We start from the raw sequence: 22,439 nt of genomic DNA, 5'->3' as shown, positions 1-22,439 counted from the left end.
TGGATTATACCTGATTCTGATGCGTTTCAACTTTACGGAAATCAGCGGTTTCAGGTAGGAGTCTCAACACAACGGACGGGTAAAACCGTCAAGTCAGTTGCGTGAAATAATAATATAGTGGATTAACTTTAAATCAGGACAAGGCGACGAAGCCGTAGACAGTACAGATAGTACGGCAAGGCGAGGCAACGCCGTACTGGTTTAAAGTTAATCCACTATAAAAACGGATGATTTGTTTTTGGCAAAGTTTTAAATATATCCGTTCTGCTGTACATCGCGGTTGAAACGGAATTTATAAAAACCTACCAGCTGTCGCGCTTCATGCGGTCGAGTTGGCGGCGGTCGCGTTTGGTCGGCCTGCCGTCGGGATATGCCGCGCTGATGCGGCTTGCTTGGTCGAGTTGTTTCTGCGCTTCGCGTTCGGCGGCGGTTTTCATGTCTTCTTCGTAAAGCTGACGCGCTTCGGGGGCGGGGCGGCGCTGGTGGTTGAGTGCCAATACTTTGATTTTGTAAGGCAGCGAATTGAGCGTCAGGTCGATGATGTCGCCCGCGCTGATGTTTTTGCTGTTTTTGACTTTGGCGCCGTTGACCTGAACCCTGCCCAATTCGATATGTTTTTGAGCCAGCGCGCGGGTTTTGAAAAAGCGCGCAGCCCAAAGCCATTTGTCGAGCCGCATTGCCGTATTGTCGTGTTCGTTTTTCATAGCCTGTTTGAAATGATTGAACTGAATGGAAGTTTATCATAAGATACGGCACTTCATTTGTTTAGTGCAGATATACTATATCATCCGTAAAAGGTCGTCTGAAAAGGCATCCGCCCGATTATCTGCCGTTTTGCACGGCATATCCTCCATGAGAAATGCTGCCAAATATGCCTGATTGGCGTATGATAGCGGCAGCGTCCCTACCGAGAGCTTCACCCTATGAAACCAGTTTTTTTGGATTTTGAACAACCCATCGCTGAATTAACCAATAAAATCGAAGAGTTGCGCTTTGTGCAGGGCGAATCCGCCGTCGATATTTCCGATGAAATCGCCAGATTGCAGAAGAAAAGCAACGACCTGACAAAATCGATTTTCAACAAGCTGACGCCCGCTCAGATTTCGCAGGTTTCACGCCATCCCCAACGTCCTTACACCTTAGATTACATCCAAGCCATTTTCACCGATTTTGAAGAGTTGCACGGCGATCGCCATTATTCAGACGACCATGCCATCGTCGGCGGTTTGGCGCGCTTCAACGGTCAAAGCGTGATGGTTATCGGCCATCAAAAAGGCCGCGATACCAAAGAAAAAATCCGCCGCAATTTCGGTATGCCGCGCCCTGAAGGCTACCGTAAAGCGTTGCGCCTGATGCAGACCGCCGAGAAATTCAATATTCCCGTGATGACTTTTGTCGATACGCCGGGCGCGTATCCGGGTATCGGCGCGGAAGAGCGCGGTCAGTCCGAAGCCATCGGACGCAACCTGTACGAATTGACCCGCCTGCGTGTGCCGGTTTTGTGTACCATTATCGGCGAGGGCGGTTCCGGCGGCGCGCTGGCGATTGCGGTCGGCGATTACGTCAATATGCTGCAATATTCGACTTACTCGGTTATCTCTCCGGAAGGGTGCGCGTCCATTCTGTGGAAAACTGCCGAAAAAGCGGCAGATGCCGCGCAAGCCTTGGGCATTACCGCCAAACGCCTGCAAGAACTGGATTTGATCGATACCGTGATCAACGAGCCTTTGGGCGGGGCGCACCGCGATTTTGAAACGACCATGAAAAACGTCAAAACGGTTTTGGAAACCGAGTTGCGCGAAGCGCAAAATATGCCGATGGCGGATTTGCTGTCGCGCCGTTTCGACCGGATTATGGCTTACGGCAAGTTTACGGATAAGTAAACAATTGATGTGTAGAAAAGCAGGCAGAAGCCCCCCTGCCTGCTTTTTCATTTCTAAGAACTTGCCTTGGACATAACATAGATTACGCCATATGAACCCGACGTCGTCTGAAAACCTTCCGCCTCAATGCCGCAGTTTGTTGGAAACCATGCGGCTTTCGGCGCGTTCGCTTCCAGATGGTTGTACGGTAACGGTCGGACTAAGCGGCGGTTTGGATTCGGTGGTGTTGCTGCATATGCTCGTGTGTTTGCGGGAAGAGCTTGGATTGGACGTACACGCTTTGCACGTTCATCACGGATTGAGCCGCAATGCGGATGACTGGCTGGGGTTTTGCACACGCTTATGCCAAGAATGGAATGTGCCGTTCAGAAGCGTAAAAGTTGAAGTCAAAAAAGACGGCTTGGGAATCGAAGCCGCCGCACGGAAAGCGCGTTATCAGGCGTTTTCAGACGACCCCTCCGGCATCATCGCGTTGGCGCACCATCAGGATGACCAAATTGAAACATTCATGCTCGCGGCGGTTCGCGGCGGCGGTATCAAAGCACTTGCCGCTATGCCGCCATGGCGCAAGCTGGATGAGGAAACGCAAATTTGGCGGCCGCTGCTGACGTTTTCCCGAAAAGAATTGGAAAGCTACGCCGCTGCCTGCAATCTGCCGAACATCGAAGATGAAAGTAACGCCGATACAGCTTTTTTAAGAAATTGGATGCGTTACGAGGCGTTGCCGGTTTGGCGGGAGCGCATTCCGAATTTCGACCGTCATGTTTGTGCCAATATCCGTTCTTTGCAAACTGATTTGGCGATTTTGGACGAAGTTGTCGAAGCGGATTATCAGACGGTTTGCCAAAGCGGGCGTTTCCAAGTCAGCCGCTGGCAGACATTCAGCGAAGCGCGCCGCAGCCGGATTCTTTGGCGGTTTTTTAAAGAGAATGAGATTGTGGAAAGTTCTCCGAGAAAGCTGGCGGATTTCGCGCGGATACTGTTGGAAGCAGAAACTGCACAATGGCAGTTCGGCGAAACATCGGTATGTTTATACCGGGATTTTTTATTCATATTGAAACAAAACCAGTTTGCGGACGCAGATTGGATAAAGGGAAAAGAAGTCAGAGGTCGTCTGAAAGATATTCTCCAAGAAAACGGCTTTTTTCTGGTGCCGCACCGCAACGGATTGCCGGAATCGGTCTTGGAAAAAGACGGAATCATTCGGACGGCGGGCAGTGATGATATGATGAATGTAGGTTTTTTGTATAAAAACGTTAAGAAAGTGTTGCAAGAAAACCATATTGTACCGTTCGTCAGAAAATGCTGGCCGATTATCACAAATACTGACGGAAACTGCATTGCTATTGTTAACCTTACGGTAAGCCACGATTTTCAAGGGTTTGACGGTTTTTTACCGGTTTACGGAAAATTTTTGAGATATAAATGGAACTAAATACGGCGGCAGTTGTCTTTAACTGGCACGGCACGCTTTACTATTTTATAGCTTATAATGCAGTTATTATAAAAGGTAAGATATGAATGATCGCCAGATTGATCAGGCCTTGGTAGAGCGCGCGCAGAAGGGCGAACAAAAAGCATTCGAGTTGCTGATGTCCAAATATCAGCGTCGGCTCATTCGATTGATTTCCCGTTTTGTCAAAGACGAACACGAAGTCAATGATGTGGCGCAAGAGGCAATGATTAGGGCTTATCGGGCCTTGCCGAATTTCCGGGGTGAGAGTGCTTTTTATACTTGGTTGTACCGGATTGCCATCAATACAGCCAAGAATTTCTTAGTAACATCAGGAAAGCAGCCGTTCGTCAGTGCAGAGGCTGCTAACGAAGACGGGGATATTCTGGATTTATCGGATCAGATTGCGGATTACCATACGCCGGAAGCTGAAATGATCAATCGGGAAATCCTGCAAACAGTCGAATCAACGATTTCGCATTTGCCCGAAGACTTACGCAAAGCCATTACCCTGCGGGAAATGGACGGTTTGTCTTACGAGGAAATAGCCAAAATTATGGATTGTCCGATAGGAACGGTCCGCTCCCGTATTTTCAGGGCGCGGGAAGTAATAGCAAAAGATTTGAGGCCGCTGCTGGAAACCTCTGAAAATCAAAGGTGGTAAAAAAATGGTAACAACTATGGATACAACAAGAGAATATGTTTCCATTCTGATGGATGGAGACCAAGTAAGCGAAGAGATGCTTGACCGTCTGTTGTCCGACGATGCCGCTGCCGAAGCGTGGTACGAGTACCATCTGTTAGGCGATTGCATGCGCTATTAAAGAAGGGACAGGGCGTGATGCGGATTTCATGCAAAGCGCGGCATTTACCGCTACGCTTGCGGAAATCAGCGAAGAACACAAACAGCGTCATGAAGCCGAAGTTGCCGCTGTGATGCCTGTTGTTAAGGAAGTACAGGCTGCGAACAATTCCTTCTTCAAATCCTTCGCCGTCGCCGCCAGCGTGGCAGCGGTTGCCGTAGCCGTATGGCAATTCGGTCCGCAAGTGAAGGGCGACTCTTCAGGCATGGTTGCTGAAAAAGCTGTTGAAACCAAAAACCAACAGGAAAATATCGTACCCGTAGCCGCCAATCCGACAGCGAAAAATGCTTCGGATGCCGTGGTAATGCCTGAATCCGCAAAGAATGACAAAGGTGTGAGTCAGACTACGGTTCGAACCGAAACGCAGGTTCAACAGGATTCCGTCGTTCATTAAGCTGCATAGAGATACAGATTTCCATCAAGTAGAGAAATCCCTTCCCGAGCTATTCGGGCAGGGATTTTGTTTTTGACCGGACGCATCTTGAGGTCGTCTGAAAAAGCGGGTTGAACAAAGTCGGACGGTATTGAGCTGTATCCTTTTTATTTGAATCCGCTATATAATGCGGCACATGAAATTGATTACCTCCGCGCAAAACGAGCAGCTCAAGCATTTGTCCAAGCTGTTGACACAATCTAAAGCACGCCGGGAATACGGGCAAACCGTGTTGGAAGGCGTGCATCTTTTGCAGGTCTATTTAGAGGCGGGATACACGCCCAAGCAAGTGTATTTGCCCGAAAGTAAAAACACGCATCCTGAAATCCGAAATTTAATCAGTAGTTTGGACGAAGATGGTATTACTTGGGTCGGAAACGAAGCCTTGTCTAAAATCACCAGTCTGAACGATGCCGACGATGTGATGACTTGGATAGAGATTCCGCCGCAAGGTGATTTGCCTTTAAGCGGCGACTGCGTGGTGTTGGACAGGTTGCAAGATCCGGGCAATGTCGGGACGGTTTTACGCAGCGCAGCAGCTTCGGGTATCAGGCAGATTGTGTTGGGTAATGACTGCGTCGATATTTGGTCGCCCAAAGTATTGCGCGCGGGTATGGGGGCGCATTTTCTGCTGGATATATACAGCCGCGTTTTTCTACCGCAGTGGCTGGATGCTTATCAGGACAAAATATGGGCGACTGCTTTGGACGGGCGCAATCCCTCCGACTTGTATCAACTGGATTTAAATGCCCCTTGCGCTTGGGTTTTCGGCAATGAAGGCAGCGGCGTGAGTCGGGAGATTTTGGAAAAAGTCGACGGCAGCGTCAGAATCCCGATGTTGGGGCAGACCGAGTCGTTAAACGTCGCCATGGCGGCAACCGTATGCCTTTTCGAGCAAATGCGCCAACGTATCGCCTAAACCGTTTTCAGACGACCCCTTAGAGAATATAGTGGATTAAATTTAAATCAGGACAAGGCGAGGCAACGCCGTACTGGTTTAAAGTTAATCCACTATAAACATACCATTTAAAATTAAGGAATAACCATGCAATTGCAAGCATTTGATGAAGCGTCGCGCGTACGCCTGATGGAGCTGCTCGATGCCAAATCGGAACACCACAACACCATGCGCTGTGATGAGGTGCAGGCGTTTATGATGGCTTTGTTGAGCGGTCCCGATGCGTTGAACCCGAATGACTGGCTGCCTGAAGTTTTGGGCGACGAATCCTTATTTGATGCCAAAGAGCGCACCGAAATCGAGCGTTTGGTCATCGGCTTGGCGGCGGATTTGCGCATCAAACTCAGTAAAAAAATGCTGCCCGATTTGTGGTTATACGAAGATGCCGCCTCCAATCCCGATATTTATACTTGGTGTAACGCTTATCTCTATGCTTTGGATATCGTTCCGACCGATTGGTTTGAGGCGGTTGATCAGGAAGAATTTGAAGATTTGTTCTATCCGATTATGGCTTTGGGCGGAATTTACGATGAAGAGCGAAACGGCGAAATCATCCTGCACCTGACCGAAAAAGAACTCGCCCAGCTCGAATCCGAGCTGCCGCATGTGTTGCTGGATATTTATTGGTATTGGCAGGCAATCATCAACAAACCGCAAACGGTACGCCGCGAAGGCGACAAAACCGGACGCAACGACCCTTGCCCTTGCGGCAGCGGTAAGAAATACAAAGCCTGCTGTAACAAATAAGCGTTCAAAAACCAAAGGTCGTCTGAATTTTCAGACGACCTTTGGTTTTGAAGATATGGCTTAGAAAAACGAAGCCAGCCATACGAATAGGACAGTCAGCATAATGGTCAGCGCGCAGCCGATTTTGGCAACCGTACCGATGATAAAGCCGATAAACGTACCGATGCCGACTTTGCCTGCCTGCCAACTGTCTTTGCGGGCGATGAATTCGCCGCTGGCTGCGCCAATCAGAGGGCCTAACAGCAGGCCGGGGATGGCGAAGAATGCGCCCACAATGCCGCCGATAAACGCCCCCCAGACGGCGGTTTTACTCGCACCCGTATATTTTGCCCCCAGCGCGCCCGCGACATAATCCATTGCCGTGCCGAAAATGGCGACAACGGCAAGGAAAATGAGTGTGCCGGAACCGAAAACCTGATAGTCGCCGGCGTAGCCCAACAGCCATGCGCCGACAAACATCAAGCCCAATCCCGGCAAGGTGGGGTAAATCGTGCCAAAAATGCCGACCGCTATGGCAATCAAACCGAGGATAATCAGGATGGCAGTCATCGCTTTCTTTCAAATATGAAGTGGTATAACGGCAGTATTATGGGGATGTTTCGGCTGATTTCGATAAGGCCGGATGCAAGAAAATGAAAATTTATAGTGGATTAACTTTAAACCAGTACGGCGTTACCTCGCCTTAGCTCAAAGAGAACGATTCTCTAAGGTGCTGAAGCACCAAGTGAATCGGTTCTGTACTATCTGTACTGTCTGCGGCTTCGTCGCCTTGTCCTGATTTAAAGTTAATCCACCATATATCAGGATGGTGCGGCTTGGGATGGGAAACCGAGTCTTGTTGAATGGATTGACTCAAAGTCAAAAATAAATTTCGTATGAGGCACGCAGTCAACCGCGCCAAGCATTCTTGCGTTGAACAGGCTTTCTTGAAAAAAGGTCGTCTGAAAAATGAATTTCGGTGTTTTCAGACGACCTTTGGTGTCTTAATTTCAGTAAAACATTGTTAATAACGAGTGCTTACTCTATAATCACGCCCGATTTAATCGGATAAAGTGTTGGTATTTAAAATAAAAACAAAAATATGGATATCAGATGTAATGCAACAGCAGCTTCCGCCGATATCCGCTTTAATCCGTTTCCTCTTCAAGATTTTTTTTACAAACAATGGAGTGTTCATGTCCACAATGTTTTTTATCCAGTTCGCCATCGTACTGGTGTGTATCTTAATCGGCGCGCAGGTCGGCGGCATCGGCTTGGGCGTGCTCGGCGGTATCGGGCTGGCGGTTTTGGCCTTCGGTTTCCATCTTGAGCCGACCAGTCCGCCGATTGACGTGATGCTGATGATTATGGCGGTCGTTTCCGCTGCCGCATCGATGCAGGCAAGCGGCGGTTTGGACTATATGATTAAAATCGCCACCCGCGTTTTACACCGCAATCCGAAATACATCACTTTCATCGCCCCTATGGTGACTTATCTGTTTACCGTATTGGCAGGCACGGGACACGTCGCTTATTCGGTATTGCCCGTTATCGCCGAAGTCAGCCGCCGCAACGGTATCCGCCCGTCGCGTCCGTTGACGATGGCGGTCATCGCGTCGCAATTCGCCATTGTTGCCAGCCCGATTGCAGCCGCGGTCGTCGCCTGCGTGACCTACCTTGAACCGCAACACATCACGATGGCTGATGTGCTGAAAGTGACTGTTCCTTCAACTATTTTAGGTATCGGCCTTGCCTGCATATTCGTCAACAAGCTCGGCAAAGAGTTGAAAGATGACCCGCATTATCAGGCGTTGCTGAAAGACCCGGAATATGTAGAAGCCAACGAAAAAGATTCGACTGAAGTATCCAATGCGCCTGTCAGCAAAGAGGCGAAACTTTCGGTCGGTATTTTCCTTGCTGCTGCGTTGCTGGTGGTCGTGATGGGTGCCGTCCCCGAGTTGCGCCCGACCTTCCAGACGGAAGAAGGACCGAAACTGATGGGCATGGCGCACGCCATCGAAATCGTCATGCTTTCCGCTGCCGCGCTGATTATCCTGCTTTGCAAACCGAATGGTAACGCGATTACCAAGGGCTCGGTGTTCCATGCGGGGATGCGCGCCGTTATCGCCGTATTCGGCGTGGCATGGCTGGGCGATACATTGATGCACGGTCATCTGGCCGAAGTCAAAGAAACCGTATCGCATTTGGTCGAAACCGCGCCGTGGACTTTCGCGTTTGCCCTGTTCGTTTTGTCCGTCTTGGTCAACAGCCAAGGGGCGACCGTTGCCACGCTGTTCCCCATCGGTATTTCGCTGGGCATTCCCGCTCCGATTATCATCGGCACGTTTGTCGCGGTGAACGGCTACTTCTTCATTCCGAACTACGGTCCGATTATCGCGGCGATTGATTTTGACAGCACAGGTTCGACCAAAATCGGCAAATTTATTTTCAACCACAGCTTTATGATCCCCGGCCTCTTGAGCATGGCGTTCAGCTTGGTATTCGGTTTGCTGCTGGCGAATTACTTCTTTTAAGGCCGTCTGAAAAAAAAGGTCGTCTGAAAGTTTTCAGACGACCTTTGCTATATCTTATGGGCAAAAATCTTATTCGCAATGAAGCGAGCGCGTTTTTTCGGCGAACGAATCCATAGCAATTTTGCACATGGTTTCACGTTGCGTTAAATCGGCGGCAGGCAGGGATTGAAACAGGAATTTTGTATTGTTGCGCTGAAAATCGGATTTGGCGCCCGCCTTTTTGTAACAATTCTCCGCGCGCGTGAAGTATTGTTGGCAGATTTTGGGCAGCTCTTCAAAGGTCAGCGGTTTATGTTTATGCATGCCGTGAGCGGATGCGGAGAATGCCGATGCCGTTAAAACAAAGGCGGTTAAGAATTTTAGAGGTGTTTGCATGATGCACTCCGGTTAAAAAATGGGGCAAAGCAGGCAGGAGCAGGGTCAATCCGCCCGCTTTGACAGATTGGTTTCAGCTATCGCCGACGTTTAAAAAATATGCGCTTTGTATTTCGCATTTGTTGCATTTTTGCCTTAAGCGCCGTGTCGGTATTGGGTAAGCAATGCCATCCATTGCTTCAATTTTTGCGCCGGATACGGGGCAATTTGCGGATAAAGGTCGTCTGAAATACTGTTTTCAGACGACCTTTAAGCGTGTTTTAACGAGGCAGGCCGCGTTCCCATGCGCGGCGGGCGCGTTTGCAGGCAAGCTGTTCTTTCCAATTCATGTAGCGTGCTTTAAAGCGGGCTTTCATGAAGTCGTCGAACTTGCGCTGTACGGTCAGGTTCCAAAGGCTATGTGCCTTAACCGCCCAGCTTTCATCCCATGCGCGCAGGGAGATGGAGAATGAGCCGTCAAGGTATTTCATCCAATGCCACCAGCCGGTCGGCATGAACAAGGTATCGCCGTATTCCAAGAAACATTCGATGCCTTCGATGCCTTCAAGCTCGGGGAAACGTTCCGTATCGGGGTTGTCAACGTGGTAGTCTTCCAGCGCGTAAGTGGCGAAAGGAATGCGGAACAGGCGCTCTTTCCATTTGTAATCGAACAAGATGATGTGTTTCTTGCCGAAATGCGTATGGAAGATGTGTGCCATATCGATGTCGTAGTGCAGGAAGGTTTCCGAACCTGCACCGCCGAAAAACAGGGTAGGGTAGCGGTCTAAGAATCCGCCCATCAGCTCTTTGGGGAAAACGTAATCGTTCAGCAAGGCGGGAGCGTGTTTGATGGGGTCAAATAAGAAAATCCGCAAATCCGTCGGCTCGCGTTTGATCAGATCGATATAATCGCTGAAGCGCATTTCCGTACTGGCGGCGTTAATCGGCGCGGAAGGGTCGGCTTTGGCACTGTCGTACAAGGGGACGACGATATCGCCGACGGTTTCTTTCATATAGTCCAGCGACCATTTGTCACGGGCAGGCCAGTTACGGGTCAGTCCTTTGATCACGACAGGACGGCGCGGCTTGAGATAATTCTGATAAAAATCTTCGCGGCTGATGTCATCAACAACATCAATCGGAGTAAGTTTGAAACCCATAAGCAAATCTCTTTTTGGAATGTAAGACTGATTTTAAGTGAATATTTCGGAAGGAGGCAAGCGATGTTTCAGACGACCTGATTGGAATCAAGAATCGCGGTTAACTGTGATATTATGTCGATATAAATATTCCGTCCGAAACGCTTATGAACGATGCAGACGATTATTTGGGCAAGATGCCTTTTTTTATTGTATTCCTCGACCCGCTGCACACGGATTTCCACAGCAGCGGCAAGCCTCTGAACGAATACATCGCCCGCCATCCGCTGATGCACGACAAGCTGCACCGCCCCGCTTTTGCCGCCAAAGTGTTGGAAATGGCAGCAAACAGCAGCAATATGCGTGTTTTTGTCCGCAAAGCGGATGCGCTGATTAAGCATCCGCTGCATTATATTGTCCGTAACGGCGTTTTCCGAACCGAAGAGCAGATGTGGGCGTTTATCAATTCGCCCGAAAACATCGCCGCCGTCAAACAACCCTAAAAGGCCGTACCCCCATGCTTTTGTTCATTGATAACTATGACAGTTTCACCTACAACATCGTCCAATATTTCGCCGAACTCGGTCAGGAAGTCGTCGTCCGCCGCAACGACGATATTACGCTTGAAGAAATCGAAGCTTTGAAACCGCAATATCTCGTTATCGGGCCGGGTCCTTGTTCGCCGAAAGAAGCGGGCATTTCCGTCGCCGCCATGCGCCATTTCGCCGGCAAGCTGCCGATTATGGGCGTGTGCCTCGGGCATCAGACGATAGGCGAAGCGTTCGGCGGAGATGTGGTGCGGGCAAAAACGCTGATGCACGGCAAAGTTTCGCCCGTGTTCCATTTGAACAAAGGCATGTTTAAAGATTTGCCCGATCCCGTTACCTGCACGCGTTATCACAGCCTTGTCATCGCCCGCGATACGCTGCCCGATTGTTTGGAAGTCACCGCATGGACGGAAGATCAGGAAATCATGGGCGTGCGGCACAAGGAATACGCCGTCGAAGGCGTGCAGTTCCACCCCGAAGCCCTGTTGACCGAACACGGACACGATATGTTGAAAAACTTTTTGGAAGAATTTAAAGACTTCCAAGCGTCCGCCGCTTAAACCAAACGTCGTCTGAAAACTTTCAGACGACGTTTGACGTAAAAATACCCGTAAAAAGGATTGAACCATGATTACACCGCAACAAGCCATCGAACGATTAATCAGCAACAACGAATTGTTTTACGACGAAATGACCGACCTGATGCGCCAGATTATGAGCGGGCAGGTGCCGCCCGAACAAATCGCCGCCATCTTGACCGGATTGCGGATTAAAGTCGAAACCGTATCGGAAATCACCGCCGCCGCCGCCGTCATGCGCGAATTTGCCGCCAAAGTGCCGCTGGAAAATTCAGACGACCTCGTCGATATTGTCGGCACGGGCGGAGACGGTGCAAAAACCTTCAATATTTCCACGACTTCGATGTTTGTCGCTGCTGCGGCAGGCGCGAAAGTCGCCAAACACGGCGGGCGCTCTGTTTCTTCGTCCAGCGGCGCGGCAGACGTGATGGAGCAGATGGGCGCGGTGTTGAACATTACGCCGGAACAAGTCGCCGAAAGCATCCGTCAAACAGGCTTGGGTTTTATGTTTGCCCAAAACCACCACAGCGCGATGCGCCACGTCGCGCCCGTGCGCCGTTCGCTCGGGTTTAGAAGCATTTTCAATATCTTGGGCCCGCTGACCAACCCTGCCGGCGCGCCAAACCAGCTCTTGGGCGTGTTCCACATTGATTTATGCGGCATCCTGTCGCGCGTATTGAAACAGCTTGGTTCCAAACACGTTTTGGTCGTGTGCGGCGAAGGCGGTTTGGACGAAATCACGCTGACGGGCAAAACCCGCGTTGCCGAGCTGAAAGACGGAGAAATCCGCGAATACGACATCAGCCCTGCAGATTTCGGCATTGAAATCCGCCGCGATTTGGACGAAATCAAAGTCGTCAACGCGCAAGAGTCTTTGGAAAAAATGGATGAAGTGTTGAGCGGCAAACATGGCGCGGCACGCGACATCGTCCTGCTCAACGCCGCCGCCGCGCTCTATGCCGGCAATGTCGTGCCTTCGTTGTCGGACGGTGTCAAAGCCGCCGAAGCAGCCATCGATTCAGGCAAGGCAAAAGCGAAAAAAGAAGAATTTGTCCGCTTTACGCAGCAATTTGCCAAAGAGTAAGCGAAGGTCGTCTGAAAACGGAAATTCGATACTGATTATCGGGAACGGGCTGAAACGCTGCAAAACCGTTCGATAAGCAGTTGAGGCGGATAGACCGTCTTCAAGAAAAGATAGAAAAGTGCCGTCATCAAAAAAAGGTCATCTGAAAATTTTCAGACGACCTTTTTTGATTAATTCGTTATTGATTAATCTGCCATTTGTATCAAGCTGTCGGCAAGGTGGTCGGCGGCTTGGCGGTAGCCTTTGCCTGAGAAGTGGACGCCGTCTTTGGCGGCAAGCCCTTGGCTCATCCAGCTTTTCATGCTGCATTCGCCGCCCATCGCGTTCTGCCACGACCAATACATGATTTTTTCTTCGCGGGCTACGCGCTGCTGCATTTGTTGGATGCTGCTTAAAGTGGCGGGGCGTGTGCCGCAGCTTCCTGAGGTGCTTTTAAGGGATTCGGGTGCACCGAGAATCAGGATGCCCGCGTCGGGCAGGCTTTGTTTGATTTGGCGGATGTAGCTGCGCCAGCTTTGTTCGGTGGCAGTGATGTCCAAATCGCGGGCGAAGGCTTCGTTGGTGCCGTAGGCGATGATAACGAGGTCGGCGCGGGTTTGGGCAAGGTCATCCTGCCAAGAGGGACGCCATTTGGACCAGTGGGTCAGTTGCGCGCCGTTGATGCCGAGTGCGGAAACGGTTACGCCGCGTCCGGGATTTTCGATATTGATGTAGCCGATGTCCCAAGGCATAGAGCTGCTGAGGGTCAGGGGCAGGCGGCTGTTGCTGCGGATGATTTGCCAGCCGCTGCTTCCGGCGGGAACTTCGCGTCCGTTGAATGACAGGGTTTGCTCGGGCAGGACGGGTTTGGCGAAAACGGAAATCTGCCTCTCGCCGCTGCTTCCGTCTTTGGCGCTGATGGTAACGCTGCTGCCGTTGGCTTTGGCGATGATGCCGCCTAAGGGGAAGTCGTCTGAAACGCTGCGGCTGCTGACGGTTTGCCACGAGCCGTCATAGCGGACGGCTGCGCTGCGCTGTCCTTTGACGGTAGAGGGGTAAACCCAGCCTATGCCGCCGTCGCCCCATTTTTGCTGGAGGCGCAGGCGCAGTTGTTCGGTGAAAAGGTCGCCGGCGGTGTGTGAATCGCCAATTTGAAGGATGCGGAATTTGCCGTCCGAGCTGCGGTCGAGTTTTTTGAGCTTGGAGAGCCAGGTGGGACGGCTGCTGCCGTAGTTTTCCAGTAGCATATCGGCGGCGGGGGCGGCGGCAGATAGGCACAATGCGGTAAGGGATACGGACAGGGTTTTGATGTTCATGAGTTTCCTGTGTGTGGTTTCAGACGACGTCTTTTGACGCGGCGGATGGCTATTGTAACGAAAAAGACGGCATTGGATAAACAAAACGCCGTCCTTTTGCTGCCGATACGGGCTTAACGTGCGGATAATTGTTCCGTGCGTTCTTCGCCGTTCATTTCAGGGGTCGTCTGAAAAACGATTTTTTCCATGATTTTATCCGCGAGCAGTTTTTGTCCTTCAGCAGAGAAGTGGATGCCGTCTTTGCTGCGGTAGCGGATGATTTTTCCATTGATGTTGACAGAGTCGGCGTAGGTGTCCGAGCCGTTGCTGAGGAGTTTGTCGGTCGGTATCCACAGGGCTTTTGGACTGATCTCGTCTGCTAAAAGTTTGTCGAGATATCGCATTTGCTTGTTAAGTTTTGCCTGTTTCATATAAGGGATGCCCATCCAAATGACTTGCACATGGTGTTGTTCGGCGGCGGCCAAGATGCGGTTGACGCGGCTGAGGTATTCTTCCGACCATTCTGGCGAGGCGAATTTCAGGTATTTTTTGCCTTTCGGGAAGTCCCACGGGTCGTTGGGACCGAGGAAGACGACCAGAAGGCGGATGTCGGTTTGTTGTTTTAGCGTTTGCTCAATGGTGTTCGGCCAGTCGAAAAACTTGGGATAGGACAATCCGGTACTTTGCTTACTTAGGTTCACCGACTGGATACCGTATTGTTTTTTCAGGCTTCTTTCTACAAAAGGTGCAACGCCCTGCATCATCGAGTCGCCGGCAAAAAAGACTTTGTCGCCTTGTCCGAGAACGATATTGGCGGGCGGGGTAATGGGGAGACGATGTGCTTCGGGTTGTCCGCCGTTTTGTGCCGTTTGAGGTTGGCGTCCGTCGGCGGGACGGTTTTTTTCGTGCGGTTCGGACGCATTAAGCTGCGCATTTTGTTCAGACGACCCGTCGTTTTCAGCGATTTGAGGTTCCGGTTCGGCAATCACAGGCTGTCCTGCCAAACGTGCTTTGAGGTCGTCTGAAAAGGCGTATGCGTCTTGTTGCAGCTTCGCGCCCGTGCGCCACCATTCGTATTCGGACAAAGGCTCCAACGGAGAAGCCTGATGATAGGTTTGCTGCCAATAGGCATTAATGGAATCTTGACTGAACCACGCCGCGCCAAAGGCGCAAACCAAAAGGGAGGCAAGCAGGGAAATAAAGCGTTTCATATTCTGATTGTCCTTTTAAAAATCGGCGTAAATAAAGCCCGGAATACCCGACGGCGCCAATACGATAATCAACACCAACACCAGCGTCAGCGGTATAAACCACAGCCATATCGGCATTTTTTCCAACGTCGCTACTGCGCCGTCAAACAGGCGAAGCAAATACGGGTAGAGCAAAATCATCAGGCCAAACGCGGCAAGCAGCAAGACATCCGCCTGTTTCGGCGCGGCCCAACCTGCTTCGTTGGCGAATAATGCATCAAACACCATCTGCGTATCGGCGAGGCTGCCGGTGTTGAACACGACGAAAGTGAAGCAGACGAAATGGAAAGTGACGAACCAGGCAAGCGGACGCAAGATTTTCAGACGACGTGAGCCGTCCCGACCGAAGATTTTGTCGCTGCAGTTAAGCAAAATTAATGCCACGCCGTGCAGCGCGCCCCACAGCAGGAAATTCCAGCCGTAGCCGTGCCAAACGCCCGACAACACCATCGCCAGCAGCAAGTTGAACTGCGTCAGGACGAAGCCGTGTTTGTTGCCGCCCAAAGGAATATAAATATAGTCGCGTATCCAAGTGGAAAGGCTGATGTGCCAACGGTTCCAGAAGTCGCGGATATTGAATGCGCGCAGCGGAGCGGCAAAGTTTTTCGGCAGGCGGAAACCGAGCAGCATCGCCATCCCAATTACCAAATCCGAATAGCCTGAAAAATCGAAGAAAAGCTGGAAAGTATAGCCGTACACCCCCGACAACACACCCCAGCCGTCAAATTGGGCGGGATTCTCGAAAACGGGCGATACCCAGCCGTCTCCCAGCGCACCCGCCAGCCACCATTTTTTAGCAATGCCCAGCAAAATCAAGCACACCGCCAGCGCAGGGCGCACCAATGCGCGCGGTTCGGCGGTCCGAATCTGTTCCAAAGCCCCCGCCTGTTCGCCGTCTATGCTTTTAAACGCCGCCGCACGGATAATCGGCCCGGAAGTAATCGTCGGGAAAAAGCTCAAATGCAGCAGCAACTCATGCCACGCAAACCGGTCGCCCATCGGGTGACGGCAGCAGTACACCAAATAAGCCAAAGATTGAAATGTGTAATAAGACAGCCCCAAAGGCATCAAGATATCGACAATTTCGCTCTGTCCCGTGTATTGGCGGATAAACGGGCGGAAAAAGTCGAAATATTTGAAGAAACACAATACTGCCAAAGCAGTCGCTACGCCGAAGCCCAGCCAGAATTTCCGTACGTTTTCGTTTTCAGACGACATCAACAGGCCGAGCAAATGCACGCAGGACGAATAGCAGGTAATTATGGCGGCAAAGATGGGATTCAAGTGATACAGCCAGCCCATCCCCGCCAGCAGAAGCAAAACATTCTGCACCGACGGCATACGGACAAATGCCCAATAAATAGGCAAAAAAGCAATAAAAAATACCGCGAATTCAATCGACAGCAACGGCATAAGTGTTCCTTGAAATTTTTATTATTCAGATGCCCCGAATATAGGTTTAGCAAGTCGAAGCGAACCATATATTTTAAATAAGTGTTTGAATTTATACAACTAACGCTAATCTTGTTTTAGAACCGCTCGTCAGAGCTTGGGGCGGATTTTGAAATCTTTTGTCATAAATATCGTATTGGATAAGCAGGCTTTTTTTAAATTTTCAGAGATAAAAAGCAGGTTGGGCAGGGCATGCTGATTGCCCTTGTTTCGACACTCAATTTCAAGCAATGAATTGATTTAAGATGAAAAAAAGCAGATTCGGGGTAAAGATGCCCGTAAGGTGTTTAAACCTTGACGGGTTTTACCTTGAATCTGCTTTTAATAAGGTTGGTTTTTAAGAATAATCTTTTATTTCAATAAATTAGATGATTTTTACTTAAGAGGATAGGGCGGCTTTCTGGTGCGCCGTCAACTCGGCAATGCCTTTCTGCGCCAGCGCAATCAGTTTGCCCAATTCGTCCAAGCTGAACGGCGCGCCTTCCGCCGTGCCTTGGATTTCGATGATTTTGCCCGAAGCGGTCATAACGATGTTGACGTCGCTGTCGCAACCGGAATCTTCGGGGTAATCCAAATCCAAAAGCGGCACACCGTTCACCACACCTGCGGATACGGCGGCAACGGCTTCGCGGATGGGATTTTCGCTGATGAGGTCGTCTGAAAGCAGCTTGTTGATCGCAATTTGCAGGGCGACGAACGCGCCAGTAATGGATGCGGTACGCGTTCCACCGTCAGCCTGAATCACGTCGCAGTCAATCAGGATTTGGCGTTCACCCAGTTTTTCCATATCCACGACGGCACGCAGCGAGCGCCCGATCAGGCGCTGGATTTCTTGGGTGCGCCCCGACTGTTTGCCCGCCGCAGCTTCACGGCGCATACGCGAGGCAGTGGAAGCGGGCAGCATCCCGTATTCGGCAGTAACCCAGCCCTGCCCCTTGCCGCGAAGGAAGGGCGGGACATTTTCGTCGATGGAAGCGGTGCAGATAACTTTGGTGTTGCCGCATTCGATCAGGCACGAACCGTCGGCGTACGGCAGGAAGTGAGGGGTGATTTTGATGTCGCGCAGGTTGTCGGCAGCGCGCGAGGTTCGGGTGTAATTGCTCATGATTTGTCCTTTGGGGAAACGGTAAAAATTTGTGGTCGGTATTATACGGGATTCGGCAGGGAGGCTGTTTCTATCATAGAAAATCCCTCCATCGCAGGAGGGAGTTAATTTAAGTTTACAAGTGATTAGATAACTCTTTTAACATACTGATAAGCATCATAATGGTAAAGACTGATGTTTCAATTGATATATTTGTTTTGCCGTGTGTATATGAAAATTTAATCATAATAAGCTATCAGCTCCTAAGTTAATAAAAAAACGAGAATCATGAGACTCTTGGCATAGTTTAAAGCTCTATTTGCGGGTTATATGCAGATTTAAGTAAATAAATATCTTTATAAAACAATAAACTAATATTTTTTTATTCTACCTATAAGCTAAGGTCGTCTGAAAACCATATCTAGTTTTCAGACGACCTTATTATATTTCCCTTCCAATCAAGCAAGGAACAGGCGGTATGCGGCGTTTTGGGTTTCGTCCTGATAGCTGTAACCGAGGCTTTCGAGGAAGTTTTCGAAGGCTTGATTGTCGCCGGGCGGGACGTCGATGCCGACGAGGATGCGGCCGTAGTCGGCGCCGTGGTTGCGGTAGTGGAAGAGGGTAATGTTCCAGCCGCCCTGCATATGGTTGAGGAAGCGGGCGAGTGCGCCGGGGCGTTCGGGGAACTCGAAGCTGATTAAGCGTTCGTGGGCGACTTTTGTTGTGCGTCCGCCGACCATGTAGCGGATGTGGATTTTGGAGATTTCGTCGTCGGTCAGGTCGACATTGGGCAGTCCGGCTTCGGTCAGCTGGCGGCTGATGACGGCGAGGTCTTGGGAACCTGCGGTTTGCAGGCCGACGAAGATGTGGGCTTTTTGGTCATCGCCGTAGCGGTAGTTGAACTCGGTGATGTTGCGGCTGCCGAGCAGGTTGACGAATTTGAGGAAGCTGCCGCGCTCTTCGGGGATGGTAACGGCGAAAATGCCTTCGTTGCCTTCACCCAATTCGCTGCGTTCGGAAACGTGGCGCAGGCGGTGGAAATTCATGTTGGCGCCGCTGGTTACGGCGATAAGGGTTTGGTTTTGGATGCGGTTGCGGGCGGCGTAGGTTTTCAGACCGGCGAGGGCGAGCGCGCCTGCGGGTTCGGTGATGCTGCGGGTGTCGTCGAAGATGTCTTTGATGGCGCCGCAGATGGCGTCAGTATCGACGGTGATGATGTCGTCCAAGAGGTCGCGGCAGAGGCGGAAGGTTTCTTCGCCGACGACTTTGACGGCGGTACCGTCGGAGAAGAGGCCGACGTCTTTGAGGCTGACGACTTTTCCGGCTTCGACGGATTGCTTCATGCAGCAGGAGTCGTTTGTTTGCACGCCGATGACTTTGATGCTGGGGCGGACTTGTTTGACGAATGCGGCAACGCCCGCAGCCAGTCCGCCGCCGCCGATGGGGACGAAGATGGCGTGGATGTCGTCGGGACGCTGGCGCACGATTTCCATACCGACCGTGCCTTGACCGGCAATCACGTCGGGGTCGTCAAACGGGGCGATGTAGGTCAGTTTTTCTTTTCCTGCCAACTCCATCGCGTAATCGTAGGCATCGTTGTAGGAAACGCCTTTGAGGACGACTTCTCCGCCGCGGCTTTTGACGGCGTCGATTTTGATTTTGGGCGTGGTTTCGGGCATGACGATGACGGCGCGGCAGCCCAAACGCTGTGCCGAAAGGGCGACACCTTGTGCGTGGTTGCCCGCGCTGGCGGCGATGACGCCGCAGGCGAGCGCTTCTTTGGGCAGCTTCGCCATTTTGTTGTACGCGCCGCGGATTTTGAAGGAAAACACGGGTTGCAGGTCTTCACGTTTGAGCAGGACGTTGTTGTTCAGACGACGTGACAGCCCGATTGCAGGTTCGAGCGGCGTTTCGACGGCAACGTCGTAAACGGAGGCGGTCAGGATGCGGATGAGGTAATCGGAATAAGAGGGGCGGTTGTTCATGGTTTTGTGTGCCGGAGGATTATTTTCAAAAGGAGTGTCCGCCGCCCGCGTCAAACTTTGCCAACAAAACGGCGGAAAGGTAAAACCATACCCTCGAGGTCGTCTGAAATCAAGAAAAATCTTAGCAAAGCGAAGTTGCGGCGGTATAATGACTGCCTTTTGTGCCAAACCGCACGACGCGGTTGTTTTTATTTCTGTTTCCGCACCACATCCCGATGAAAAAAACATTATCCGTATTGATCGCGGCAATGATGATTGCCGCCGCGCAAGCCGCGCCGCAAGCGGCTAAAAACAACGCAGCCCCCGCTGTTGCCGCTTCCGAGCCTGCGCCTGCCGCCGCATCCCAGCCCGAAGCCATGATGCCCAGCATCAACAGCCCCGATGCGCCGCCTGCCATTGCCGCTGCCGCCTACATCGTTACCGATTTGCAAAGCCATCAAGTGCTTGCCTCCGGCAATATCGACACCCAAATCGAACCCGCTTCGCTGACCAAAATGATGACCGCCTATCTTGCGTTCAAAGCTTTGGAAAACGGCACATTGCGCGCCGACCAAATGCTGACCGTGTCCGATGCGGGCTGGAAAATCGAAGGCTCGCGGATGTTCCTCAGTCCCAAAGTTCCCGCCAGCGTCAGCGATTTGATTAAAGGCATGATTGTCCAATCCGGCAACGATGCTGCCACCACGCTTGCCGAAGCCATGGGAGGCGGCTCGGTGGATGCGTTCGTCCAACAAATGAACGACGAAGCCAAGCGTTTGGGCATGACCAAAACCCACTTTAAAAATCCGACCGGATTGGCTGCCGAAGGCCACGTTTCCACTGTCGGCGATTTAGCCATCCTCTCCGCCGCGCTGATACACGATTATCCGAAATACTATCCCGTATTTTCGATTAAATCCTTCAAATACAACAATGTCGAACAGCCAAACCGCAACCTCCTGCTCTACCGCGATTCCAATGTGGACGGTCTGAAGACGGGACACACCGAAAGCGCAGGCTACAACCTTGCCGCTTCCAGCAAACGCAACGGCAGACGCATCGTTTCCATCGTTGTCGGTACCGATTCCACCGAAGCCCGCGCGTCCGAAAGCGGCAAATTGCTCAACTGGGCATTGCAGGCATTCGATACGCCCAAACTCTACAACGGCGGCGAAATCATTTCTAAGGTCAAAGTTTATAAAGGCAGCAGCAAATCGGTGAACGTCGGTTTCCTCGAAGACGTATATATCACGATTCCACACGATGCCGGACAAAACATCAAACCGATTTTAGAAACCGTCCAGCCCGTTATCGCCCCGATACGCAAAGGTCAAACCTTGGGCAAACTCAAAATCGTCAAAGACGGCAAAGTCATTACCGAGAAAAACGTCGTCGCCCTCCATTCCGTTGAAGAAGGCAGCTGGTTCAGACGGATGTGGGATGATATCGTATTGTGGTTCAAAGGCTTGTTCGGCAGCAGTTCGAAATAGGCAGGATTTATGAAAAGGTCGTCTGAAAATGGTTTTCAGACGACCTTTGTTTTGGATGCGAACAGGACGACGGCAAAGTCTTTATATAGTGGTTTAAAGTTAATCCACTATAACTTAAATCCGCTTTCAAATATCTGTTTTTGTCCGCTGATCGGGTCGGTAAACTCAATCTGTTTTGCCAGTAGTTTCAAAGGTTTTTCATAATCTTCATCGCCCGCCGCCAAAGGGGTGGGATAAAGCGCGTCGTTTAGCAGCGGCATGCCCAAACGCATCATATGCACCCGAAGCTGGTGTTTTTTCCCCGTATGCGGCGTCAGCCGGTAGAGGCTGAATTCGCCGCGGTTTTCAAGCAATTCGACCGTCGTATGGGCGTTCGGCTCGCCTTCGATTTCCTGCGTCGTGAAAAACCGTTCCCCGCGCACCATGCGCGAAACCACGTCCAAGGGATATACCAAATCCGTCCGCGTCGGCGCGACGGCGTGATAGGTTTTACGGACGCTTTTTTCCTGAAACATCGTTTGATAATCGCGGCGCGTGGCAGGATTGTGCGACAGCAGCATCACGCCTGCCGTATCTTTGTCCAAACGGTGGACCGGCGTAATGTCTGCTACGTTCAAATGCTGCAATTCCGGCCGCAGGCGCAGGCGGGTCAGCAGGGTTTCGCGCAAAAAACGCCCGCTGGGGATAACGGGCAGGAAATGCGGTTTGTCAACGACAATCAGATGGTCGTCGATGTGCAGGATTTTTTCTTCAAACGGAATGACAGGTTCGCTGTCGCTGCTGGTTTCGCGGTAATAAAACATGGTTTTGCCCGGCTCGAACAGCGTGTGTTCGTCAAACGGCGCGCCGTCTGCATCGACGACGAAGCCGCTGTTCAAACGCCTGCGCCAGTTGTCCTCGCCGACAAAGGGAAAGCGGACGCAGAGGAAATGTAACAGGGGTAGACCGTAAAACGGTTTTTCGTGCGGCAGTACCAAATAGCTGGGTTTGACGCCGTTTAAAAGCGGGAGGGGGTTGGAGCGTTTTTTCATGTGGCGGATTGTACTCGGTTTCGGTCTTTTTTTCAGACGACCTTGGCTGGGTTAAGGCTGTCGGGTGATAATGAAGCGGTTTGCATGGGGAAAGATTGTGTTACGGATGATGGGGAAAGAGGTCGTCTGAAAAGCTGGATTTTGGGTTTCAGACGACGTTTTTATTTGTTTTTTTAAGACAGGTTGGGCAGTGTTTTTCGTGGGCAAAGCCCACGCTACGGTTGGGTTGTGGATGGGGTGTGTGGTTTGATTGAACATATGAAGAAAGGTCGTCTGAAAACGGGAAGTCCATTTTCAGACGACGTTTTTTATTTGTTTTTTTAAAGACAGGTTGGGCGGTG

General features: G+C 51.1%; 22 protein-coding genes. 12 read left to right on the top strand and 10 right to left on the bottom strand.

What is annotated here, in order from left to right; all coding sequences use genetic code 11:
- Window positions 1-302: 302 nt before the first annotated feature.
- Entirely contained in the window at window positions 303-704 is a 402-nt protein-coding gene (locus MON40_RS08345; RefSeq protein WP_003758524.1) for an RNA-binding S4 domain-containing protein, read from the bottom strand.
- 219 nt (window positions 705-923) lie between these two features.
- Between MON40_RS08345 and MON40_RS08340 the strand changes: the two genes are divergently transcribed.
- The 7 genes from MON40_RS08340 to MON40_RS08310 all read left to right on the top strand — a co-directional run bounded on the left by MON40_RS08340 (window position 924) and on the right by MON40_RS08310 (window position 6,337).
- Window positions 924-1,883 carry an acetyl-CoA carboxylase carboxyltransferase subunit alpha gene (locus tag MON40_RS08340; protein ID WP_003777964.1) on the top strand — a complete coding sequence of 320 codons (960 nt, stop codon included), beginning with the start codon at window positions 924-926 and terminating at the stop codon, window positions 1,881-1,883.
- 91 nt (window positions 1,884-1,974) lie between these two features.
- The gene (tilS, locus tag MON40_RS08335; RefSeq protein ID WP_003777966.1) at window positions 1,975-3,318 is read left to right on the top strand and encodes a tRNA lysidine(34) synthetase TilS; all 1,344 of its coding nucleotides are present in this window, start codon (window positions 1,975-1,977) and stop codon (window positions 3,316-3,318) included.
- 82 nt (window positions 3,319-3,400) lie between these two features.
- Window positions 3,401-4,000, top strand: a complete 600-nt coding sequence (rpoE, locus tag MON40_RS08330; RefSeq protein ID WP_003758517.1) for an RNA polymerase sigma factor RpoE — start codon at window positions 3,401-3,403, stop codon at window positions 3,998-4,000.
- 16 nt (window positions 4,001-4,016) lie between these two features.
- Window positions 4,017-4,160 (top strand): RseA family anti-sigma factor, encoded by a 144-nt coding sequence (locus MON40_RS08325; RefSeq protein WP_242925867.1) that lies wholly within the window; start codon window positions 4,017-4,019, stop codon window positions 4,158-4,160.
- A 28-nt stretch (window positions 4,161-4,188) separates the two neighbouring features.
- Entirely contained in the window at window positions 4,189-4,593 is a 405-nt protein-coding gene (locus MON40_RS08320) for an anti-sigma factor (RefSeq protein WP_242925866.1), read from the top strand.
- A gap of 175 nt (window positions 4,594-4,768) precedes the next feature.
- Window positions 4,769-5,551, top strand: coding sequence for a TrmH family RNA methyltransferase (locus MON40_RS08315; protein ID WP_039862929.1), 783 nt, complete (start codon window positions 4,769-4,771; stop codon window positions 5,549-5,551).
- Window positions 5,552-5,677: 126 nt separating this feature from the next.
- Entirely contained in the window at window positions 5,678-6,337 is a 660-nt protein-coding gene (locus MON40_RS08310; RefSeq protein ID WP_003767165.1) for a YecA family protein, read from the top strand.
- A gap of 60 nt (window positions 6,338-6,397) precedes the next feature.
- On the opposite strand, the gene MON40_RS08305 is transcribed toward MON40_RS08310, so the two are convergent.
- The gene (locus tag MON40_RS08305) at window positions 6,398-6,886 is read right to left on the bottom strand and encodes a DUF456 domain-containing protein (RefSeq protein ID WP_003777974.1); all 489 of its coding nucleotides are present in this window, start codon (window positions 6,884-6,886) and stop codon (window positions 6,398-6,400) included.
- 635 nt (window positions 6,887-7,521) lie between these two features.
- On the opposite strand from MON40_RS08305, the gene MON40_RS08300 reads away from it, so the two are divergent.
- A complete protein-coding gene (locus MON40_RS08300; RefSeq protein WP_039862930.1) occupies window positions 7,522-8,850 on the top strand; it encodes an anaerobic C4-dicarboxylate transporter family protein in 1,329 nt (442 codons plus the stop codon).
- Between the two features lie 69 nt (window positions 8,851-8,919).
- On the opposite strand, the gene MON40_RS08295 is transcribed toward MON40_RS08300, so the two are convergent.
- Complete coding sequence (locus tag MON40_RS08295) at window positions 8,920-9,225, bottom strand: hypothetical protein (RefSeq protein WP_003758496.1); 306 nt, start codon at window positions 9,223-9,225, stop codon at window positions 8,920-8,922.
- Window positions 9,226-9,485: 260 nt separating this feature from the next.
- Window positions 9,486-10,364 carry a cupin-like domain-containing protein gene (locus MON40_RS08290; RefSeq protein ID WP_003767148.1) on the bottom strand — a complete coding sequence of 293 codons (879 nt, stop codon included), beginning with the start codon at window positions 10,362-10,364 and terminating at the stop codon, window positions 9,486-9,488.
- A gap of 146 nt (window positions 10,365-10,510) precedes the next feature.
- Between MON40_RS08290 and MON40_RS08285 the strand changes: the two genes are divergently transcribed.
- From MON40_RS08285 to trpD, 3 genes are all read left to right on the top strand, one after another.
- Entirely contained in the window at window positions 10,511-10,846 is a 336-nt protein-coding gene (locus MON40_RS08285) for a hypothetical protein (RefSeq protein WP_003767144.1), read from the top strand.
- A gap of 14 nt (window positions 10,847-10,860) precedes the next feature.
- Complete coding sequence (locus tag MON40_RS08280; RefSeq protein WP_003767156.1) at window positions 10,861-11,451, top strand: aminodeoxychorismate/anthranilate synthase component II; 591 nt, start codon at window positions 10,861-10,863, stop codon at window positions 11,449-11,451.
- A gap of 67 nt (window positions 11,452-11,518) precedes the next feature.
- On the top strand, window positions 11,519-12,553 hold the full coding sequence (gene trpD, locus MON40_RS08275; protein ID WP_003777983.1) for an anthranilate phosphoribosyltransferase: 1,035 nt from the start codon (window positions 11,519-11,521) through the stop codon (window positions 12,551-12,553).
- 185 nt (window positions 12,554-12,738) lie between these two features.
- On the opposite strand, the gene MON40_RS08270 is transcribed toward trpD, so the two are convergent.
- The 5 genes from MON40_RS08270 to ilvA all read right to left on the bottom strand — a co-directional run bounded on the left by MON40_RS08270 (window position 12,739) and on the right by ilvA (window position 19,598).
- The gene (locus MON40_RS08270; RefSeq protein ID WP_003777984.1) at window positions 12,739-13,848 is read right to left on the bottom strand and encodes an SGNH/GDSL hydrolase family protein; all 1,110 of its coding nucleotides are present in this window, start codon (window positions 13,846-13,848) and stop codon (window positions 12,739-12,741) included.
- A 113-nt stretch (window positions 13,849-13,961) separates the two neighbouring features.
- Window positions 13,962-15,038, bottom strand: coding sequence for a peptidoglycan O-acetyltransferase PatB (patB, locus tag MON40_RS08265; RefSeq protein WP_003777987.1), 1,077 nt, complete (start codon window positions 15,036-15,038; stop codon window positions 13,962-13,964).
- 15 nt (window positions 15,039-15,053) lie between these two features.
- Window positions 15,054-16,490 carry an MBOAT family O-acyltransferase gene (locus MON40_RS08260; RefSeq protein WP_003777989.1) on the bottom strand — a complete coding sequence of 479 codons (1,437 nt, stop codon included), beginning with the start codon at window positions 16,488-16,490 and terminating at the stop codon, window positions 15,054-15,056.
- Window positions 16,491-16,908: 418 nt separating this feature from the next.
- On the bottom strand, window positions 16,909-17,634 hold the full coding sequence (gene rph / locus MON40_RS08255) for a ribonuclease PH (RefSeq protein ID WP_003777992.1): 726 nt from the start codon (window positions 17,632-17,634) through the stop codon (window positions 16,909-16,911).
- Window positions 17,635-18,071: 437 nt separating this feature from the next.
- Complete coding sequence (gene ilvA, locus MON40_RS08250; RefSeq protein ID WP_039862904.1) at window positions 18,072-19,598, bottom strand: threonine ammonia-lyase, biosynthetic; 1,527 nt, start codon at window positions 19,596-19,598, stop codon at window positions 18,072-18,074.
- A 215-nt stretch (window positions 19,599-19,813) separates the two neighbouring features.
- Here ilvA and MON40_RS08245 point away from each other — a divergent pair, with 215 nt between their 5' ends.
- Window positions 19,814-21,067, top strand: a complete 1,254-nt coding sequence (locus MON40_RS08245; RefSeq protein WP_036492615.1) for a D-alanyl-D-alanine carboxypeptidase family protein — start codon at window positions 19,814-19,816, stop codon at window positions 21,065-21,067.
- A gap of 107 nt (window positions 21,068-21,174) precedes the next feature.
- Here the strand turns inward: MON40_RS08245 and MON40_RS08240 are convergent, their stop codons facing one another.
- Complete coding sequence (locus MON40_RS08240; protein ID WP_003777997.1) at window positions 21,175-22,098, bottom strand: pseudouridine synthase; 924 nt, start codon at window positions 22,096-22,098, stop codon at window positions 21,175-21,177.
- Between the last annotated feature and the right edge of the window lie 341 nt (window positions 22,099-22,439).

This window comes from Neisseria macacae ATCC 33926 (genome assembly GCF_022749495.1).
GTDB lineage: Bacteria > Pseudomonadota > Gammaproteobacteria > Burkholderiales > Neisseriaceae > Neisseria > Neisseria macacae.
The sequence above is the reverse complement of the archived record's forward strand: the minus strand, read 5'-3'. Positions and strand labels throughout refer to the sequence as shown.

Excerpts from the sequence above, each read along its gene's own strand:
- MON40_RS08345 (WP_003758524.1), bottom strand. The coding sequence starts at position 704 with ATGAAAAACGAACACGACAATACGGCAATGCGGCTCGACAAATGGCTT.
- MON40_RS08340 (WP_003777964.1), top strand. The coding sequence starts at position 924 with ATGAAACCAGTTTTTTTGGATTTTGAACAACCCATCGCTGAATTAACC.
- tilS (WP_003777966.1), top strand. The coding sequence starts at position 1,975 with ATGAACCCGACGTCGTCTGAAAACCTTCCGCCTCAATGCCGCAGTTTG.
- rpoE (WP_003758517.1), top strand. The coding sequence starts at position 3,401 with ATGAATGATCGCCAGATTGATCAGGCCTTGGTAGAGCGCGCGCAGAAG.
- MON40_RS08325 (WP_242925867.1), top strand. The coding sequence starts at position 4,017 with ATGGATACAACAAGAGAATATGTTTCCATTCTGATGGATGGAGACCAA.
- MON40_RS08320 (WP_242925866.1), top strand. The coding sequence starts at position 4,189 with ATGCAAAGCGCGGCATTTACCGCTACGCTTGCGGAAATCAGCGAAGAA.
- MON40_RS08315 (WP_039862929.1), top strand. The coding sequence starts at position 4,769 with ATGAAATTGATTACCTCCGCGCAAAACGAGCAGCTCAAGCATTTGTCC.
- MON40_RS08310 (WP_003767165.1), top strand. The coding sequence starts at position 5,678 with ATGCAATTGCAAGCATTTGATGAAGCGTCGCGCGTACGCCTGATGGAG.
- MON40_RS08305 (WP_003777974.1), bottom strand. The coding sequence starts at position 6,886 with ATGACTGCCATCCTGATTATCCTCGGTTTGATTGCCATAGCGGTCGGC.
- MON40_RS08300 (WP_039862930.1), top strand. The coding sequence starts at position 7,522 with ATGTTTTTTATCCAGTTCGCCATCGTACTGGTGTGTATCTTAATCGGC.
- MON40_RS08295 (WP_003758496.1), bottom strand. The coding sequence starts at position 9,225 with ATGCAAACACCTCTAAAATTCTTAACCGCCTTTGTTTTAACGGCATCG.
- MON40_RS08290 (WP_003767148.1), bottom strand. The coding sequence starts at position 10,364 with ATGGGTTTCAAACTTACTCCGATTGATGTTGTTGATGACATCAGCCGC.
- MON40_RS08285 (WP_003767144.1), top strand. The coding sequence starts at position 10,511 with ATGAACGATGCAGACGATTATTTGGGCAAGATGCCTTTTTTTATTGTA.
- MON40_RS08280 (WP_003767156.1), top strand. The coding sequence starts at position 10,861 with ATGCTTTTGTTCATTGATAACTATGACAGTTTCACCTACAACATCGTC.
- trpD (WP_003777983.1), top strand. The coding sequence starts at position 11,519 with ATGATTACACCGCAACAAGCCATCGAACGATTAATCAGCAACAACGAA.
- MON40_RS08270 (WP_003777984.1), bottom strand. The coding sequence starts at position 13,848 with ATGAACATCAAAACCCTGTCCGTATCCCTTACCGCATTGTGCCTATCT.
- patB (WP_003777987.1), bottom strand. The coding sequence starts at position 15,038 with ATGAAACGCTTTATTTCCCTGCTTGCCTCCCTTTTGGTTTGCGCCTTT.
- MON40_RS08260 (WP_003777989.1), bottom strand. The coding sequence starts at position 16,490 with ATGCCGTTGCTGTCGATTGAATTCGCGGTATTTTTTATTGCTTTTTTG.
- rph (WP_003777992.1), bottom strand. The coding sequence starts at position 17,634 with ATGAGCAATTACACCCGAACCTCGCGCGCTGCCGACAACCTGCGCGAC.
- ilvA (WP_039862904.1), bottom strand. The coding sequence starts at position 19,598 with ATGAACAACCGCCCCTCTTATTCCGATTACCTCATCCGCATCCTGACC.
- MON40_RS08245 (WP_036492615.1), top strand. The coding sequence starts at position 19,814 with ATGAAAAAAACATTATCCGTATTGATCGCGGCAATGATGATTGCCGCC.
- MON40_RS08240 (WP_003777997.1), bottom strand. The coding sequence starts at position 22,098 with ATGAAAAAACGCTCCAACCCCCTCCCGCTTTTAAACGGCGTCAAACCC.